This is a genomic window from Guptibacillus spartinae, assembly GCF_028610625.1.
Taxonomy (GTDB): Bacteria; Bacillota; Bacilli; order Bacillales; family Guptibacillaceae; genus Guptibacillus; species Guptibacillus spartinae.
The window spans coordinates 21,972-37,096 of the sequence record NZ_JAQQWU010000004.1 but is presented as its reverse complement, the minus strand read 5'-3'; the positions used below and the strand labels follow the sequence as shown (position 1 = coordinate 37,096).

At 44.8% G+C, this 15,125-nt stretch carries 18 protein-coding genes; 9 read left to right on the top strand and 9 right to left on the bottom strand.

Going from position 1 to position 15,125, the window contains the following annotated elements; all coding sequences use genetic code 11:
• The first annotated feature begins 40 nt into the window (after positions 1-40).
• Genes pxpB through PQ511_RS09135 form a run of 3 tightly spaced genes read left to right on the top strand, consistent with a single transcriptional unit; the run spans position 41 to position 2,450 of the window.
• The gene (pxpB, locus tag PQ511_RS09145) at positions 41-766 is read left to right on the top strand and encodes a 5-oxoprolinase subunit PxpB (RefSeq protein WP_273851597.1); all 726 of its coding nucleotides are present in this window, start codon (positions 41-43) and stop codon (positions 764-766) included.
• The gene (locus tag PQ511_RS09140; RefSeq protein WP_273851596.1) at positions 763-1,530 is read left to right on the top strand and encodes a LamB/YcsF family protein; all 768 of its coding nucleotides are present in this window, start codon (positions 763-765) and stop codon (positions 1,528-1,530) included. Before pxpB ends, PQ511_RS09140 begins: the two co-directional genes overlap by 4 nt.
• Entirely contained in the window at positions 1,527-2,450 is a 924-nt protein-coding gene (locus PQ511_RS09135; RefSeq protein WP_273851595.1) for a 5-oxoprolinase subunit C family protein, read from the top strand. The genes PQ511_RS09140 and PQ511_RS09135 overlap by 4 nt, the downstream gene beginning before the upstream one ends.
• On the opposite strand, the gene PQ511_RS09130 is transcribed toward PQ511_RS09135, so the two are convergent.
• The gene (locus tag PQ511_RS09130; RefSeq protein ID WP_273851594.1) at positions 2,447-2,716 is read right to left on the bottom strand and encodes a hypothetical protein; all 270 of its coding nucleotides are present in this window, start codon (positions 2,714-2,716) and stop codon (positions 2,447-2,449) included. The two genes, PQ511_RS09135 and PQ511_RS09130, sit on opposite strands and share 4 nt — an antisense overlap.
• 146 nt (positions 2,717-2,862) lie before the next feature.
• Between PQ511_RS09130 and PQ511_RS09125 the strand changes: the two genes are divergently transcribed.
• Positions 2,863-4,320 carry an aldehyde dehydrogenase family protein gene (locus PQ511_RS09125; RefSeq protein ID WP_273851593.1) on the top strand — a complete coding sequence of 486 codons (1,458 nt, stop codon included), beginning with the start codon at positions 2,863-2,865 and terminating at the stop codon, positions 4,318-4,320.
• A gap of 152 nt (positions 4,321-4,472) precedes the next feature.
• Positions 4,473-4,985, top strand: coding sequence for a GNAT family N-acetyltransferase (locus PQ511_RS09120; protein ID WP_273851592.1), 513 nt, complete (start codon positions 4,473-4,475; stop codon positions 4,983-4,985).
• A gap of 36 nt (positions 4,986-5,021) precedes the next feature.
• Here PQ511_RS09120 and PQ511_RS09115 read toward each other — a convergent pair whose 3' ends face one another.
• Positions 5,022-5,315, bottom strand: coding sequence for a YwdI family protein (locus tag PQ511_RS09115; protein WP_273851591.1), 294 nt, complete (start codon positions 5,313-5,315; stop codon positions 5,022-5,024).
• Between the two features lie 92 nt (positions 5,316-5,407).
• On the opposite strand from PQ511_RS09115, the gene PQ511_RS09110 reads away from it, so the two are divergent.
• A complete protein-coding gene (locus PQ511_RS09110) occupies positions 5,408-5,956 on the top strand; it encodes a beta-class carbonic anhydrase (RefSeq protein WP_226654347.1) in 549 nt (182 codons plus the stop codon).
• Positions 5,957-5,999: 43 nt separating this feature from the next.
• Here the strand turns inward: PQ511_RS09110 and PQ511_RS09105 are convergent, their stop codons facing one another.
• Entirely contained in the window at positions 6,000-6,521 is a 522-nt protein-coding gene (locus PQ511_RS09105; protein ID WP_224591004.1) for a type 1 glutamine amidotransferase domain-containing protein, read from the bottom strand.
• Positions 6,522-6,673: 152 nt separating this feature from the next.
• On the opposite strand from PQ511_RS09105, the gene PQ511_RS09100 reads away from it, so the two are divergent.
• Positions 6,674-7,498: a TerC family protein gene (locus PQ511_RS09100; protein WP_273851589.1), complete on the top strand. Its 825-nt coding sequence runs from the start codon at positions 6,674-6,676 to the stop codon at positions 7,496-7,498.
• Between the two features lie 36 nt (positions 7,499-7,534).
• On the opposite strand, the gene PQ511_RS09095 is transcribed toward PQ511_RS09100, so the two are convergent.
• Positions 7,535-7,915: a DUF1499 domain-containing protein gene (locus PQ511_RS09095; protein ID WP_273851588.1), complete on the bottom strand. Its 381-nt coding sequence runs from the start codon at positions 7,913-7,915 to the stop codon at positions 7,535-7,537.
• Between the two features lie 197 nt (positions 7,916-8,112).
• Between PQ511_RS09095 and PQ511_RS09090 the strand changes: the two genes are divergently transcribed.
• Positions 8,113-8,460, top strand: a complete 348-nt coding sequence (locus PQ511_RS09090) for a YflT domain-containing protein (RefSeq protein ID WP_273851587.1) — start codon at positions 8,113-8,115, stop codon at positions 8,458-8,460.
• An 82-nt stretch (positions 8,461-8,542) separates the two neighbouring features.
• Here PQ511_RS09090 and PQ511_RS09085 read toward each other — a convergent pair whose 3' ends face one another.
• Both PQ511_RS09085 and PQ511_RS09080 read right to left on the bottom strand, forming a co-directional pair.
• Positions 8,543-9,529 carry a C45 family autoproteolytic acyltransferase/hydrolase gene (locus tag PQ511_RS09085; RefSeq protein ID WP_273851586.1) on the bottom strand — a complete coding sequence of 329 codons (987 nt, stop codon included), beginning with the start codon at positions 9,527-9,529 and terminating at the stop codon, positions 8,543-8,545.
• Positions 9,522-10,514: a sigma-70 family RNA polymerase sigma factor gene (locus PQ511_RS09080; protein WP_273851585.1), complete on the bottom strand. Its 993-nt coding sequence runs from the start codon at positions 10,512-10,514 to the stop codon at positions 9,522-9,524. Before PQ511_RS09080 ends, PQ511_RS09085 begins: the two co-directional genes overlap by 8 nt.
• 233 nt (positions 10,515-10,747) lie before the next feature.
• Here PQ511_RS09080 and PQ511_RS09075 point away from each other — a divergent pair, with 233 nt between their 5' ends.
• A complete protein-coding gene (locus PQ511_RS09075; protein WP_273851584.1) occupies positions 10,748-10,939 on the top strand; it encodes a hypothetical protein in 192 nt (63 codons plus the stop codon).
• Positions 10,940-10,997: 58 nt separating this feature from the next.
• Here the strand turns inward: PQ511_RS09075 and fumC are convergent, their stop codons facing one another.
• The 3 genes from fumC to PQ511_RS09060 all read right to left on the bottom strand — a co-directional run bounded on the left by fumC (position 10,998) and on the right by PQ511_RS09060 (position 15,113).
• On the bottom strand, positions 10,998-12,386 hold the full coding sequence (fumC, locus tag PQ511_RS09070) for a class II fumarate hydratase (RefSeq protein ID WP_273851583.1): 1,389 nt from the start codon (positions 12,384-12,386) through the stop codon (positions 10,998-11,000).
• Positions 12,387-12,568: 182 nt separating this feature from the next.
• Complete coding sequence (locus tag PQ511_RS09065; protein WP_273851811.1) at positions 12,569-14,518, bottom strand: TRAP transporter permease; 1,950 nt, start codon at positions 14,516-14,518, stop codon at positions 12,569-12,571.
• 40 nt (positions 14,519-14,558) lie between these two features.
• Positions 14,559-15,113, bottom strand: a complete 555-nt coding sequence (locus PQ511_RS09060) for a DUF1850 domain-containing protein (protein ID WP_273851582.1) — start codon at positions 15,111-15,113, stop codon at positions 14,559-14,561.
• Positions 15,114-15,125 lie beyond the last annotated feature (12 nt).

Sequence of the window (15,125 nt, the reverse complement as noted above, 5' to 3'; positions counted from 1 at the left end):
TCTTACTATCCTAACGATCAACATGAAAGGAGAAAACGTCATGAAGATCACCTTTTATCCGCTCGGGGAAGCAGCTGTGAAATGCTGTTTTCATGAAGACATATCAACTGCTCTTACTTATAACATTCAAGCATTTTGTAAAAAGCTCGTTCATCAAAAGCATGTCGGGATCAGCGAATGGGTGCCTGCCTATGATTCTGTGGCCGTTTACTATGATCCATGGAAGCTTTCATATGAAGAAATCACGAACGTGCTTGTACCAATCGCGAACGAAATGGACGCGCATGAAAAGAAGACGAAAACGGTAATCACAATTCCAACTGTTTACGGAAGCGACTATGGTCCGGATCTTGAAAATCTCGCAGCTGCCAACAAACTTTCCACTAAAAAAGTCATCAACTTACATACAAAGCGCCACTACCTCATCAACATGATCGGCTTTTTGCCTGGTTTTCCTTACTTAAGCGGCTTAGATGAACGCATCGCGATGCCGCGCCTTGAAAGCCCAAGACAGTCTGTGCCAGCTGGATCGGTTGGCATCGCCGAGAGTCAAACGGGCATTTACCCGCTCGATTCCCCTGGAGGCTGGAATATTATCGGCCGCACGCCGCTTAAGCTTTTTGATGCTGAAAAGGAAGAGCCGTTTCTGTTTGAGCAGGGCGATTATTTACAGTTCACAGCCATTTCGGAAGACGAATACAAACAGATTCAGCGTGAAATTGAAAAGGGTACGTACAAACTTGAACGCAGGGAGGAATCTGAATGACGTTTCGTATTGATTTAAACAGTGATCTTGGCGAAAGCTTCGGCACTTATGTCGTTGGTCAGGATGAGCAGGTGCTTGAGCTCGTGTCTTCAGCAAACGTGGCGTGCGGCTACCATGCCGGTGATCCGCACATTATGAACAAAACGGTGGAATTGGCGAAAGAGCATCATGTCGGTATTGGCGCGCATCCAGGCTTTCCGGACTTAGTTGGATTTGGGCGAAGAAATATGAACATTACGCCCGAAGATGCCTACTCCCTTGTTCTTTATCAAATCGGAGCACTGCACGGGTTCTGCAGGGCGCATGAAGTGCCGCTACAGCACGTCAAACCACATGGGGCGCTTTACAATATGGCGTCGAAGGATCCTGAACTTGCCAACGCGATTGCTCAGGCTGTGAAGGACTTTGATTCAGAGTTGATTTTATTTGGACTTGCCAATTCAGAGCTCATTCGCGCCGCGCAGGACGCCGCACTACCTTATGCCTCAGAAGTGTTTGCCGACAGAACGTATCAGCCTGACGGATCGCTTACGCCACGGGTAGAAAAACATGCGATGATTCGTGATGAGCAAGCGGCGATTGAACAGGTGATTCAAATGGTGAAAGAAGGGACGGTAACGGCTGTGGATGGCTCGATCATTGCGATTGAAGCCGATACGGTTTGCGTGCACGGAGATGAGCCGTCGGCGCTGGCATTTATTAAAGCGCTTCGGAAACGGTTTGATGAAGAAAACATTGAAATGGAAAGGGTCGGAAACCGGTGAAATTATTTTCAGTTGAAAAGCCAGGATTATATACAACTTATCAGGATTTAGGCCGTGTCGGATATTTAAAATATGGGGTGCCTGCATCTGGAGCGCTTGACCGCTTCGCTCTTCAGGTTGGCAATATTCTAGTTGGAAATGAACGAGGGGCGGCAGGTCTTGAGGTGACGATGCAGGGGCCAGAACTGCTTGCAGAAGAAACGTTTGTGATGGCTGTAACAGGAGGCGATTTGTCTCCAATGATTAATGGACGGCGCATTCCACTCTGGAAATCCGTCCTGATTAAAAAAGGGCAGGTGCTCGAGTTTGGACAGCCTCGCCAGGGCGTTCGTGCCTACCTCACCGTTTCAGGTGGCTTTCATGCAAAAAAATACATGGGCAGCCGCTCGGTATATGAACCAGCTGGACTTGGACGAAAGCTTGAAAAAGGCGATGAGCTGGTTGGTGAGCCTAGACAACAAAAAGCAGGAACCGGGCTCTTTTTCACCGAGATTCCTGATTATGATCGTGATGTTGACGTACGCGTTGTGAAAGGACCTCATCATGAGCAAATTTCGGATAAGGTCGTTTCGGACTTTTTCGCTATGACTCATGACGTGTCACCGCAATCAAATCGGATGGGCTATCGCCTACAATCAGATCTTGCAACAAATCATGAAGCAAACGTGATTTCAGACGGGGTTCCGCTTGGCGGCATCCAGCTACCTGGGAACGGTCAGCCGATCATCCTACTTGCAGATCGTCAAACGACAGGTGGATACACGCGGATTGGAACGGTTATTGGCCCTGATTTGCCACTCGTTGCCCAGCTTCCTCCCGGAGGTAAGATCCGCTTTAAAGAAGTATCCGTGGAAGAAGCACAAGAGGCGGCGAAGCAAGAAGAACAAAAGCTACGGATCTGGGAGCGGTTCACCCGCTAATGCAATCGGAGATAGCTGTGGAGCTCATCCTTCACAACTTCTCCCTGATCCTGTTCCGTCAGCTGCAGGTGATAGTGATCGCCTTCCGCCTCAGCTTGGAAATTGTAAAAGCCTTTACTATTTAAATAGTCGCTCAGATCTTCAATCTTTTCACACTGAGAGAACAAAATTTTATTGCCCACATAATCGTCATTCACATAAACGTTATACGTATGTGCATTTTTCATCTCTTGCTCTTGATTAAAAAACGGGATTGGTTCCGGCATTCTGTCTCCCTCCTTTCTTTAGGGATTACTATCAATTTGTCCTTCCTTTCCGATTTTATGTTGGAAAAACATGCATGTGCGAAAGTGTGTTTAATCCTTTGAACGATCGGGAACCTTCTTTAACGTACACTAAAGGAGGATGACTCATGGCTAACACATATACGAAGCAATTTATTAACGGTGAATGGGTTAAAGGTTCTAGTGACAAAACTGTAACAAATTATAATCCATTTTCCGGCGAGGAAATTTTTACATTAAACTCTGCATCGGAAGAAGATCTTGATAAAGCTTACAAAACGGCAAAAGAAGCACAAAAATCCTGGGCACAAACAACGCCAGGCAAGCGTCAGCAAATTCTTGATAAAGTAGCGGCGCTTATGACCGAACGAAAAGAAGAAATCATCGATTGGCTTGTGAAAGAATCAGGTAGCACGAAAATTAAAGCAAATGTTGAATGGGCCGCCGCCACTCGTGTTGTAAAAGAATCGGCATCGTTCCCTTATCGCATGAAAGGACAAATTGCGCCTTCTGATACGCCAGGGAAAGAAAACCGCATTTATAAAAGTGCAAAAGGTGTCATCGGCGTGATCGGACCGTGGAACTTTCCACTTCACCTTTCCATGCGTTCGGTTGCACCTGCTATCGCAACTGGTAACACGGTCGTTCTAAAACCAGCATCTGAAACGCCTGTCACAGCAGGGTTCCTCATCGCTGAGCTATTTGAAGAAGCAGGACTTCCGAAAGGCGTCCTTAACGTCGTAGCCGGACGCGGTTCTGAAATTGGCGATGCGTTCGTCACGCACCCAATTCCAAAATTGATTTCCTTTACAGGTTCAACCGAAGTTGGCCAGCATATCGGCGAGCTTGCCGGTAAGAACATTAAAGAAACAGCGCTCGAGCTCGGCGGTAACAACGTGTTTATCGTGCTTGATGATGCGGATATCGATCAGGCAGCTGAATCAGCGGCGTTCGGTAAATTCTTGCACCAAGGTCAAATTTGTATGGCGATTAACCGCATTATCGTGCATGAAAGCATTCACGATAAATTTGTGGAAGCATTTAAAGAAAAAGTGGCTTCCCTTCAAGTTGGCGATCCATCTGACGCGAAAACAGCCGTTGGTCCATTGATCAATAAAGATGCTGTTGAACGTATTCAAGAATCACTTAACGCTTCACTTGAGCAAGGTGCTGAGAAAATTTTCGGCGGCGAAGTGGAAGGAAACGTCATGCATCCGGTTATCTTAACGAATGTGACGAACGACATGCCGATTGCAAAAGACGAAATTTTCGGTGCTGTTGCCCCAATCATTAAATTTAGCACAGTAGAAGAAGCAATCGAAATTGCAAATGGCTCTCCTTATGGGCTTAGTGGCTCCGTTCACTCTCGCGACTTAAACCGCGGAGTACAGGTTGCTCAGCAAATCGAAACAGGCATGGTCCACATTAATGACCAGCCAGTAAACGATGAAGCACACATGGCCTTTGGCGGGGAAAAAGAGTCTGGTCTTGGCCGCTTTGGTGGCGAATGGGCACTCGATAAATTTACAATGGTGAAATGGATTTCCGTTCAACAAGAACGTCGTCAGTATCCATTTTTCCAATAAATAGTTGAAAGCCCTCGATTCGTTCGAGGGCTTTTTTTAGTGTGCTAGCCGAATTGGTTACCCGGGAAATAGTGGGAGAATACTGAAACGGCTATTTTGTTGCTTTTTATTTTCATTTTTGAAAAAATAGATAGGGAGAAGGAGATGGAAGCATGATTGAAGTTCGTGAAGAGAAGGCACAGGATCATGAGGAAATCTTAACCATTTTACAAAAAGCGTTTGGTGGAGAAGATGAGGTTACGCTGGTTAAAGAGATTCGGAAGTCTGACCACTTTGTCCCTGAACTCTCTCTTGTGGCGCTACATAATCGACGTGATCCAGTCGGTTACATTCTTTTAAGTGAAATCACCATTTCAACAGAAAAAGAAAACCTTACTTCTCTTGCGCTAGCTCCTGTCGCAGTTGTTCCCGAATTACAGGGAGAAGGCATTGGGAGTATGTTGATCAAAGATGGCATGATGAGAGCGACTTCGCTTGGCTATCGACACGTCGTGGTCCTGGGTCACAAAGACTTTTACCCGCGATTCGGTTTCGTTCCTGCTTCTGAGCAAAACCTTTCTGGCCCATTTGATGCAGGAGATGCCTTCATGGTGAAAGAACTTAAAGAAGACGCGCTGAAAGAGATTAGCGGAGAAGTGGTTTATCCGAAAGCGTTTGGCGTGTAAAAACGGCATACAAAAAGCCGCCCCTGCGGCTCTTTGTTAAAAGTCAAAAATGGAATCTTCGTTCGCATCATCGTCTTTCATCGGTTTGGAAGACAGAGATTGTTGAACGGGAGCTGCCACCGGTTGTTGAAGCGGCCTGGCTGATGGGGCTATGGGCTTCGATCGACTGCTTCCTGATGCCTGAAGTAGCATGTCGCAATAGGTTTTAATGGCTATTAGCTCTTCCCGAATGCCGTCAACGTCGGCATCATTTTCTTCAACATTATACGTAAGCTGCTTCATTCGTGCATTCATTTGCTGAATCAGCTGATCAATTGGGATATCTTTCATTTCAGTTAACTCCTTTAGTGAAGGATCTTTTGTCCCTAGTGTACCAAACTACAAACCAAATGAAAAAAATTAAATGAGAAGGAGATTAAACAATGGATACTCTTCAAGAAGCTCTGAAATTTAATGAGGAATTTGTGAAAAACAAGGAGTATGTTCCTTTTGAAACCACTGGCCTTCCAGATAAAAAAATCGTCATTCTTTCCTGCATGGATACACGTCTTGTTGAACTTCTTCCACGCGCGATGAATTTAAAAAATGGTGATGTGAAAATTGTTAAAAACGCCGGCGCCGTTGTCAGTCACCCATTCGGAAGTATTATGCGCAGTATCGTCGTAGCGGTGTACGAACTTCAAGCTGAAGAAGTATGGGTTATTGGCCACCACGATTGTGGCATGGGGAAAGTCAATCCGGATGAGCTTCTTCATAAAATAGAAGATAGCGTCACAAAAGAAGTGGTTGCTTCCATGAAACACGTTGGAATCGATCTTCATTCTTGGCTCCAAGGATTTACCACTGTACAAGATGGCGTACGCGATAGCGTTTCGATGATTCAAAATCATCCTCTTCTTCCAAAAGATCTACCGGTTCATGGACTTGTGATTGATCCTGCGACTGGAAAACTAGATCAAGTAACAGAATAACATTAAAAGCGCGCTCCTCATTGAGGAGAGCGCTTTTTTTAGGCTATTTTGCCAACACATCAGCAAAAGCTTTTCCGTACTGTGGAAGATCCGGTGGCCGACGAGCAGATACGAGATGTCCGTCAACAACAACGGGTTCATCAATCCAAGTAGCCCCGGCATTTTCCATGTCATCACGGATTCCAGGCGTGCTCGTTACTTTCTTTCCTTCTAGCACTTTCGCAGAAATCAGCACCCATCCGGCGTGGCAAATCTGACCGATTGGTTTTTTGTTTTCTTCCATATGCTGGACCATTTTCAGCACTTCAGGGAAACGACGAATTTTGTCGGGCGCCCATCCACCCGGTACAAGAATCGCATCGTAATCAGCAGGATTAATGTCTTCATAAGCATAATCGGAAACGACTGGCACGCCGTATTTCCCAACATATTTTTCTCCTGCTTTTTCCCCAACGTAATGAACCGTTGCGCCTTCTTCAATTAAACGATAGTAAGGGTATGTGAGCTCGAGATCTTCAAATTCATGATGAACGAGACTAATGACTTTCTTATTTTCTAAACGCATCCTTCCACCTCCACTTCTTACCTTAACCCATTTTTCGTTCAAATCAAAACGAATCACCTATTTCAGGATAGAACTCCCTTTTGAAGCATGTATTTTCTAGTATGGTCCTGTCCGTATGGGAATACTAATAAGAAGGTAAAGGAGAGATAACCATGGATGTTGGTCTTTTACTGGAATATGGTTGGGTGCTTCTCGTATTAATCGGTCTTGAAGGGGTGCTAGCTGCAGATAACGCGCTCGTCATGGCCATTATGGTAAAGCACCTTGACCCACAAAAACGTAAAAAAGCGTTGTTTTATGGACTTGGCGGAGCCTTTGTTTTTCGCTTTGGATCTCTCTTTATCATTTCCTTTCTCGTCGATATTTGGCAGGTTCAGGCGATTGGGGCTATTTACCTGCTGTTTCTTAGTTTAAATCATCTAGTGAAGAAGTTTTTCCTTAGCGATCGTAAAGAAAGCAAAAAGGAAAAAGAGCCACAGCAAGGGGCTGGTTTTTGGACAACTGTTTTAAAAGTTGAGCTTGCTGATATTGCGTTTGCGGTCGATTCAATATTAGCCGCTGTTGCGTTAGCGCTAACGCTCCCGAATACAACATTACCGAAAATCGGGGGAATGGATGGCGGACAATTCCTTGTCATCCTAACAGGGGGAATCGTTGGGCTAATCATCATGCGTTTTGCAGCTAATTATTTTGTGAAGCTTCTCCATCGTAAGCCTGGTTTAGAAACGGCTGCATTCGTTATCGTTGGTTGGGTTGGGGTGAAGCTTGCCATTTACACTCTTGCGCATCCAAACCTCGGCATCCTGGCAGAAGATTTTCCGAAAGAACCTGCGTGGAAAATCACGTTCTGGGGCGTCCTTGTTGCCATTGCCCTTGGCGGGTGGTTTTTATCTTCAGAACGAAAGGAAACAGAACGAGAAGACGAGAACGAAGATATGCTTGAAGAGGAAAATGATGAAGCGAATGATTTTTCATAACGAAGAACAGGTGCCAATCAAGGCACCTGTTCTTCGTTATGCTTTCTGAAACTCTTCTTTCATCTCATTCATTCGCTTTTTATTAACGCCCATATCCGAATACCCAGTACGAGAGGCGGACCGAAAATGCACCACTTGGCTTGCGGTATCAATGTAAAATTCAATATCATCCACAAATTTAAACAGCTTTGACTTCTCCTCTGCTCGTAGATAGTGCGCTCCCTCTTCGACAATTTCTGTTCGTTTCCGATTCGTTAGTATCGTTTTTAATTTAGCGAGAGCCTCTTCAGCCGTACCTTTATACGGGATCGGGTCCATGCCGTGCTTTTCGTCATTGCTTTGACTCAATACGCAGTTTGGTTTATCTGGACAGGGAGCAAGCTTCCCTTCTTTTACACCTAATTGTTCTGAACTCACGTCAATCGCCTCCTGTTATCATGTTTCTATTCTTTCTATACCCTCTCATTCCTCCACTTGAACTTATTATGCCTGACAATGTGTGAAAAAAGCAGCACATTGATGTGCAAATTTCTCGTTTAGATCATTCATAAAGCGTGAATAGTACTTCTGTGATCAAAAAAAACAGGATTTTAATCTTTGAAGGAGGCAATATTGTGAGTAGACCAGTTGTACGTGAATATCAAAATGATGAGAAACTAAAAAGTGATATCGAGGAGCTAAGCAATATCGGCGTCTCAAAAGATGACATCTACGTCCTTTCCCATGATGACGACCGCACAGAGCGCGTTGCAGACGGCGTTGATGCAAACACGATCGGCAAAAAAGAAATGGGAATTAGCAGCCTGAAGAACGTCTTTAGTAAAAAAGGTGACGAACTGCGCAGCAAGATGCAGGAAATCGGATTCTCAAAAGAAGAATCTGAGCGTTATGAAGAAGAAATGGATAAAGGTAAGATTTTCATGTTTGTAACAGATACAGATAAAGTAACGAATTGGAAGTAAGGATTAAATAAATGATAGACTGACAAAGAGCCGTGGGGGGTCAGGTACGTACCTGACCCCCACTGATTTGACCCCCACTGCTTTAAAGTGCTGCACTAATGGAACGATTGTTTACTGCGACGCCATTTAGCCATTCCTTAAAATCGACCGTAATGACCTCGTCGCTACCTGCTATCACTGTTTTAAGTATTCCTTCCTTTGGCTTCATCATGACCGTATGAAGCGTACCAAACAGGTTGCCATAATCGTTGAAAAATACCGGGGAATCCGGATTTCTAAATTCATCAAACCAGTTCGCTAACTCAACGACAGTATGGCTTTCTAGATAGGTTAGTCTTTGAAGTGAGTTTTCAGTTGCTTTGAAGGTGTTAGAGACTTGAAAATGATTGGTGCAATACAGTGTTTTGCTACGTTTCACTTCGCTATCCAATGGGCCAGCTTCAACAATCGCTGATTGGCCTGAACGATCTGTTAAAGAGTAATTATACTCGTCAGCGTGGGGCAAAACGTTTATTAACGAAATGGCTTCTTCAACCGTTCGACATGTGTCGAGTACGATTCTGACTATGATTCCTGCCATTAATCCTTTTTGATGATAGCGTGTTGATACAAAATGGAGTCCTGCCGTAAGACCATGTTCATTCATCCCCTCATGTAGCCCGATTCCAAATAAACTATGACCACACGTTGCATAGCATTCGGAGGACTGTCTTAAAATGAATCTTCCATCATAATAGTCAGGACCAAAATCATAATTCCTCACATATCCTTCCTCTTTCATCACTGCTGTACAACCTAATCCTTCGAGTTTGGGCAAATCATACCCACTAAATAGAGAGAGCGCATCACTCGGCGTAATTCCTAATGGTTTACTTATTCCTTCGATTTCATCCAATAGATGTGGGGCAAAGCGTTGATAGACCGTTCGGGCTTTCTCGATATCAATCGGCTGAACAAAATGCTGACAACGCTTCTGTACGACTTTCATTTGTTGATGAGCACCCACGCCTTCACCGATCTCAAAGGAACAGCCACGATAAGACTCAATTGAGACTTTAAGCTCACTCACTCTTTTTCTCCTTATAAACTTTCAACAATTCTTCCACAGAAACTCCGTCAATCGTCATGCCTTCCATCTCTGACTTCTCAATCTTCACACCTTTTAGGTTACAATCAGTCAGCGTGCTTCCATGTAGGTCACATTTTTCAAAAAGAAGCGGCATGTGCTCCTCTCTTCGTCCGGCTGCGAGATGATCTTCAGGCGGCAATCCAATATTTCGAAAAACTGCCCCACCCATTTGCGCATCCTCAATTTTAAGATCACTCAGATCAATATCACGGAACGAAATCCCACTCATGTTCATATTTTTAAATGTTGCTTCCACCATGTAGGCATCCGAAAAGATGGACTGCGCTAAGTTCGAATTCAGGAAATTCGCGTTCGTTAACTCAACTTGATCAAATAATGCACTGCGAAGACGCAGTTCCTTGAATACTCTCCGCTCAAATTCTTCCCCAACATTTTGTTCTTTCAAATTTTTCTCAACCAACTCACTCATCTCCTTTTTCAACTTTGTTCTAGCTCTTCGAATCCGACTTTCAACGGCAGAGGTGGAGCAGGCTAACATGGAAGCAATTTCGTTCATGGAATAGCCGCCCATGTAGTAAAGAACAACAGAGGTTCGAGTTTCTTCCTTCAATTCGTACAGCGCTAGCCAAACAAGTTCGCTTGTTTCACTATCCCTCATCTCAAGCAGCTGATGCGTTTTTTCGTGAAAAGCACTCTCCATTACCTGCACCATTCGCTTACGCTTTCTTTTTAAATCTAAGCTTAAATTCCGCGCAATACTCGTTAACCAGCTCCCTACCTTCTCGGGATCTTCAAGGGTGTGTCGCTTTAAGTAGGATTTTATAAACGCTTCCTGCGCTACATCTTGGGCAAGATGGTAGTCCCCAAGAACGCTATAGGAAACGGCATAGAGCGCGTTCGAATACCTGTTTATCACCTCACGAAAACCTTCTTCTGTTTGCCACTCTAAAGTCGATTGCTTCAACCTGTCTCACCTCACAAGAGCTTTCACTGATATAGACGCTTCTCGCCCGCTCATTCCGTCAAGAAAACAAAAAAATTTCGTCTAAGTGGCGTTGTCTTTTGTAGAAGGACAAATGTATGCAATGGGGGTCAGAGAGGAGCCAGACCCCCCTCAAAAAAACTTGTTCTTCGCTCGTCTCTCACCGCATATATTTGTAGGGCAATAAAAATATTTCTTTCAAAGGGAGTGCTGATATGTTGGATCGAACATTGCTTTTCGTAGCCGCTATGATTGCTGGGTTTGCATTACTTCGTTTGTCTGAAGCAGATTCATTCCTCGAGAGTCTTAATCCGGTCTTCGAAGTTGTTGGCTTTCTAGCAGCGCTGCTATTTGCACTTGTCTTGATCTACAAAGGCATCATGGCTATCATACCTCGGAAAGTGTAAACGCTTTCCACTCCTGAAAGAAACGAAAAGCGGGATCGCTATGATCCCGCTTTTTGCGTTATTCTTTTGGTGCAATCATATCTTCTGGACGAACGATTTCATCGAACTGTTCCGCTGTCAGGAGGCCGCTCTCAAGAGCAGATTCGCGCAGCGTTGTGCCATCTTCATGTGCTTTTTTCGCGATTTTCGCCGCATTTTCATAACCGATATGCGGGTTCAATGCTGTAACAAGCATGAGGGAGTTTTTCAAGTAATCTTGAATCACTTCTTCGTTCGGCTCGATGCCGACTGCACAGTTATCGTTAAATGACTTCATGCCGTCTGCGAGCAAGCGAGAAGATTGAAGGAAGTTATAAATAATGACAGGTTTAAAGACGTTAAGCTCAAAGTTCCCCTGACTTGCTGAGAAACCAATTGTTGCGTCATTTCCCATCACTTGTGCCGCTACCATCGTAAGTGCCTCGCTCTGCGTAGGGTTAACTTTACCTGGCATGATCGAGCTTCCCGGCTCATTCGCAGGAATCGTCAGTTCACCAATGCCACAGCGTGGTCCACTCGCAAGCCAGCGCACATCATTTGCAATTTTCATAAGATCTGCCGCAAGCGCCTTTAACGTGCCATGGACGTGAACAATTTCATCATGGCTTGTGAGCGCGTGGAATTTATTTTGTGCAGATGCGAACGTCTTGTCCGTCATTTTGCTAATTTCTTCAGCGACCATGTCTCCGAACTTCGGATGAGCATTTAGCCCCGTTCCAACCGCTGTTCCACCAATCGCAAGTTCCTTCATGTATTTTACACTTTCAAGAAGCATATTCTCGCACTTCACAAGCATGCGATGCCAGCCGCTAATTTCCTGACCAAGCGTTAGTGGCGTTGCATCCTGAAGATGCGTACGTCCGATTTTAATAATATGTTCATTGTCCTGCATTTTTTGATAGAGGGTTTCCTTAAGCTCAATTAGAGCAGGGTAGAGGTGATCCTCAACAGAAAGAACCGCCGCAACATGCAGAGCTGTCGGGAATGTATCATTGGAAGATTGAGATTTGTTCACATCATCATTAGGATGAATACGCTCTTCACTTCCCTGTTCTTGTAAAAGTTCATTCGCACGAAATGCGAGCACTTCATTCATGTTCATATTAGACTGCGTGCCGCTTCCTGTCTGCCACACCACAAGTGGGAAGTGTTCGTTATGATCGCCGTTAATCACTTCGTCCGCTGCTTTCACAATGGCTTCCGCTTTTACATCTTCAAGCTTACCAAGACGCTGGTTTGCGAGCGCTGCGCTCTTTTTCAAAATCGCAAATGCTTTTACGACTTCAAGCGGCATTTGCTCATTGCCGATTTTGAAGTTCTGCTTGCTTCGCTGCGTTTGAGCACCCCACATTTTATCTGCTGGTACTTTGATTTCTCCAATTGTATCTCGTTCAATTCGATAATCCATTGTGATCCTCCTTCAGAGTATAAGCTAACAGGTTCCACTTCGATAAAAAGAAGAGAAGTCCTTTCTCTTCTTAATCATTCTTTTTATGACGACGCTTTCATCATAACACACTCTCCTTCTAGCGGGAATCAGGAGATTGCTCTATTTTTCCATAAAAAAACCGCTCCTGTTGGAGCGGTTCTCTAGGCATTTATATACTGTTTTTTCTGATCATCTAGCTTAATCATAAACTGTAGCGTAAGTAGCCCGATAAATAGACCCAGTCCAAATAGATCGGTTGATCCCTCTGGATAAATCAGCATGACACCTGCCGCTACGGCAGCAATTCGTTCAATAAGGTACGTACGGCGGTACCAGTAACCAATCATACCTGCGCCAATGCTAATCATACCCGTTAAGGATGTAAAAAGAACCCAAAGCAGACTTTGCCACGTTGTATCAATCATCATGAGCTCTGGTGAGAGGACAAAAATGTAGGGAATGATAAACGCGGCAATCGCAAGCTTGGCCGATTGTACCCCTGTTTTCAGAGGCTCACCACCAGACACACCAGCCGCCGCAAAGGCAGCGAGCGCAACTGGGGGCGTAATGTCAGCCACAATTCCGAAATAAAACACAAACATATGCGCAGAAAGTTCTGGCACGGATAGCACGATTAATGCTGGTGCCGCAATGGTTGAAGTAATGACATAGTTGGCGGTTGTCGGTGACCCCATCCCAAGAATTAAGGATGCAATCATGGTAAAGAAAAGCGTTAGCAGTAAATTTTCTCCGGAAAGAGAAACAAGACTATTGGCAAGCTTTAACCCAAGTCCCGTCAATGTTACAACACCAACAATCATCCCAGCAGCAGCTGTCGCAGCCGCAACACCAAGCGCCGTTCTCGCCCCATTTGCCAGAGCATCAATAAAGTCTCTAATGCCCATACGCGTCTCCTTATTGATCGCGCCGACGACAATCGCTGATAAAATGGCGTACAGCGCCGCACGGGTAACCGATGTCCCGGACATTAAAAAAAAGATAACGGCAACGATAGGAAATAAGAGATAAATTTTTGCCAGTACCGCTTTACGATTTGGCATCTCATCCTCTGTTAATCCACGTAAGCCAATTCGCTTTGCTTCAAAATGCGTCATAATCCAGATTCCGGTAAAGTAAAGAACGGCGGGGATCGCAGCGGCTTTGGCGATTTCCCAATACGTAATCCCTCCGATAAATTCCACCATCAAGAATGCAGCTGCGCCCATGATTGGTGGCATTAGCTGGCCTCCAGTGGAAGCGGCTGCTTCTACACCACCCGCAAATTCTTTTCGGTATCCAAGGCGCTTCATCATCGGAATGGTAAAGGAACCTGACGTCACGACGTTCGCAACTGAACTTCCGCTAATCGTTCCTTGAAGAGCACTTGAGAAGATCGCTACTTTTGCAGGACCACCCACGCGTTTCCCTGCAATCACAAGAGCGAGGTCATTGAAATACTGCCCAACCCCTGTTTTAACGAGAAAGGCTCCGAAGAGAAGGAAGAGAAAAATAAAGGTGGAAGACACCCCGAGTGGCGTTCCAAGAATCCCTTCTGTCGTGTAATACATCGAGCGAATAATTCGGTCAATACTTAACCCTCGGTGCTGTAAGAAGCCCGGCATGTAGGGACCAAGGTAAGCATAAAGCAAAAAGATCGATGTAATCACAGTAATCGGTAAGCCTACAACGCGACGAGTCGCTTCTAGTACAAGCAATATCGCCAGAAGACCAACAATTAAATCGAGCGTAGTTAACCGTCCCACTCTAAAAACTAATTCATCGAAGTTAAGCGGCCAGTACATTCCAACATAAACTCCGATTAGCGCAAGTAGTGCATCATACCAAGCGACTTGAAATTTACCCTTTGTTTTATCACGAAGCTTCTTTTTGGAAGCCGGAAATAAAAGAAAAATAAGTCCGAGGGCAAACGCTAAGTGAATGGAACGCTGCAGCTGGGCTGTAAAAACACCAAATATCGCCGTATACAGCTGAAAAACAGAAAATCCAACGAGCCCGGCAAGAGCGATCCATCCAATTATTCCTGTCAGCCTTCGATGGCCTGCTTCAGGATCAAATTTTGCCATTAATTCCTGCGTTTCTTCGTCTGTCATCTGCTCTTTGTCTTCCTTTGTTTTCGGAGGCTGATTTTTCTCACTCAAGTACGTTCACTCCTTTCATCCACTGCCATAAGCTAATGTTTTCTGATTCTAGATGGAGCCAGGACCCGGGTTCGATAATCCGACTTAATTCAATTTCTTTATCTTGCACAAGGAGTACGTGGTTCGCGACAACTTGTCCGGTCCTAAGGTCAATAAACGGGAATTTTCGGTTCATGTCCTTGATTTTATATCCATCCTTATCCTGCACAAAGCGCTCTCCTGCATCTGCATTAGAAGGCATGCCAATCGCAAAATTCTCATAAGCGAGCTCATACTGCACGATTTCACCTGACTCCGATACATAATAAGATTCCTGTACGGGGGTTTTGTGAACAGAATGCGTATAGCGAATGTCAAAGTTCGCTGCATCATCTTCGAATGGTACATAAGCAAGGACTTTTCCTGACTCCCCTTTCTCAAGTGCCACAACAGGAAAAAATGGATAAAGAAAAACAACTAAGATCAGGACAAGGGCAATTGACGTTTGATAAATGAACTGTTTTGTTGAATCAGAAGGTTTCATCGTAAGAAGACGCAGGCTTTTCACCTGCGTCCATCA

What these genes read in the sequence shown, in the direction of transcription:
- pxpB (WP_273851597.1), top strand. Translation starts at nt 41, where the DNA reads ATGAAGATCACCTTTTATCCGCTCGGGGAAGCAGCTGTGAAATGCTGT.
- PQ511_RS09140 (WP_273851596.1), top strand. Translation starts at nt 763, where the DNA reads ATGACGTTTCGTATTGATTTAAACAGTGATCTTGGCGAAAGCTTCGGC.
- PQ511_RS09130 (WP_273851594.1), bottom strand. Translation starts at nt 2,716, where the DNA reads ATGCCGGAACCAATCCCGTTTTTTAATCAAGAGCAAGAGATGAAAAAT.
- PQ511_RS09125 (WP_273851593.1), top strand. Translation starts at nt 2,863, where the DNA reads ATGGCTAACACATATACGAAGCAATTTATTAACGGTGAATGGGTTAAA.
- PQ511_RS09120 (WP_273851592.1), top strand. Translation starts at nt 4,473, where the DNA reads ATGATTGAAGTTCGTGAAGAGAAGGCACAGGATCATGAGGAAATCTTA.
- PQ511_RS09115 (WP_273851591.1), bottom strand. Translation starts at nt 5,315, where the DNA reads ATGAAAGATATCCCAATTGATCAGCTGATTCAGCAAATGAATGCACGA.
- PQ511_RS09110 (WP_226654347.1), top strand. Translation starts at nt 5,408, where the DNA reads ATGGATACTCTTCAAGAAGCTCTGAAATTTAATGAGGAATTTGTGAAA.
- PQ511_RS09105 (WP_224591004.1), bottom strand. Translation starts at nt 6,521, where the DNA reads ATGCGTTTAGAAAATAAGAAAGTCATTAGTCTCGTTCATCATGAATTT.
- PQ511_RS09100 (WP_273851589.1), top strand. Translation starts at nt 6,674, where the DNA reads ATGGATGTTGGTCTTTTACTGGAATATGGTTGGGTGCTTCTCGTATTA.
- PQ511_RS09075 (WP_273851584.1), top strand. Translation starts at nt 10,748, where the DNA reads ATGTTGGATCGAACATTGCTTTTCGTAGCCGCTATGATTGCTGGGTTT.
- fumC (WP_273851583.1), bottom strand. Translation starts at nt 12,386, where the DNA reads ATGGATTATCGAATTGAACGAGATACAATTGGAGAAATCAAAGTACCA.
- PQ511_RS09065 (WP_273851811.1), bottom strand. Translation starts at nt 14,518, where the DNA reads ATGACAGACGAAGAAACGCAGGAATTAATGGCAAAATTTGATCCTGAA.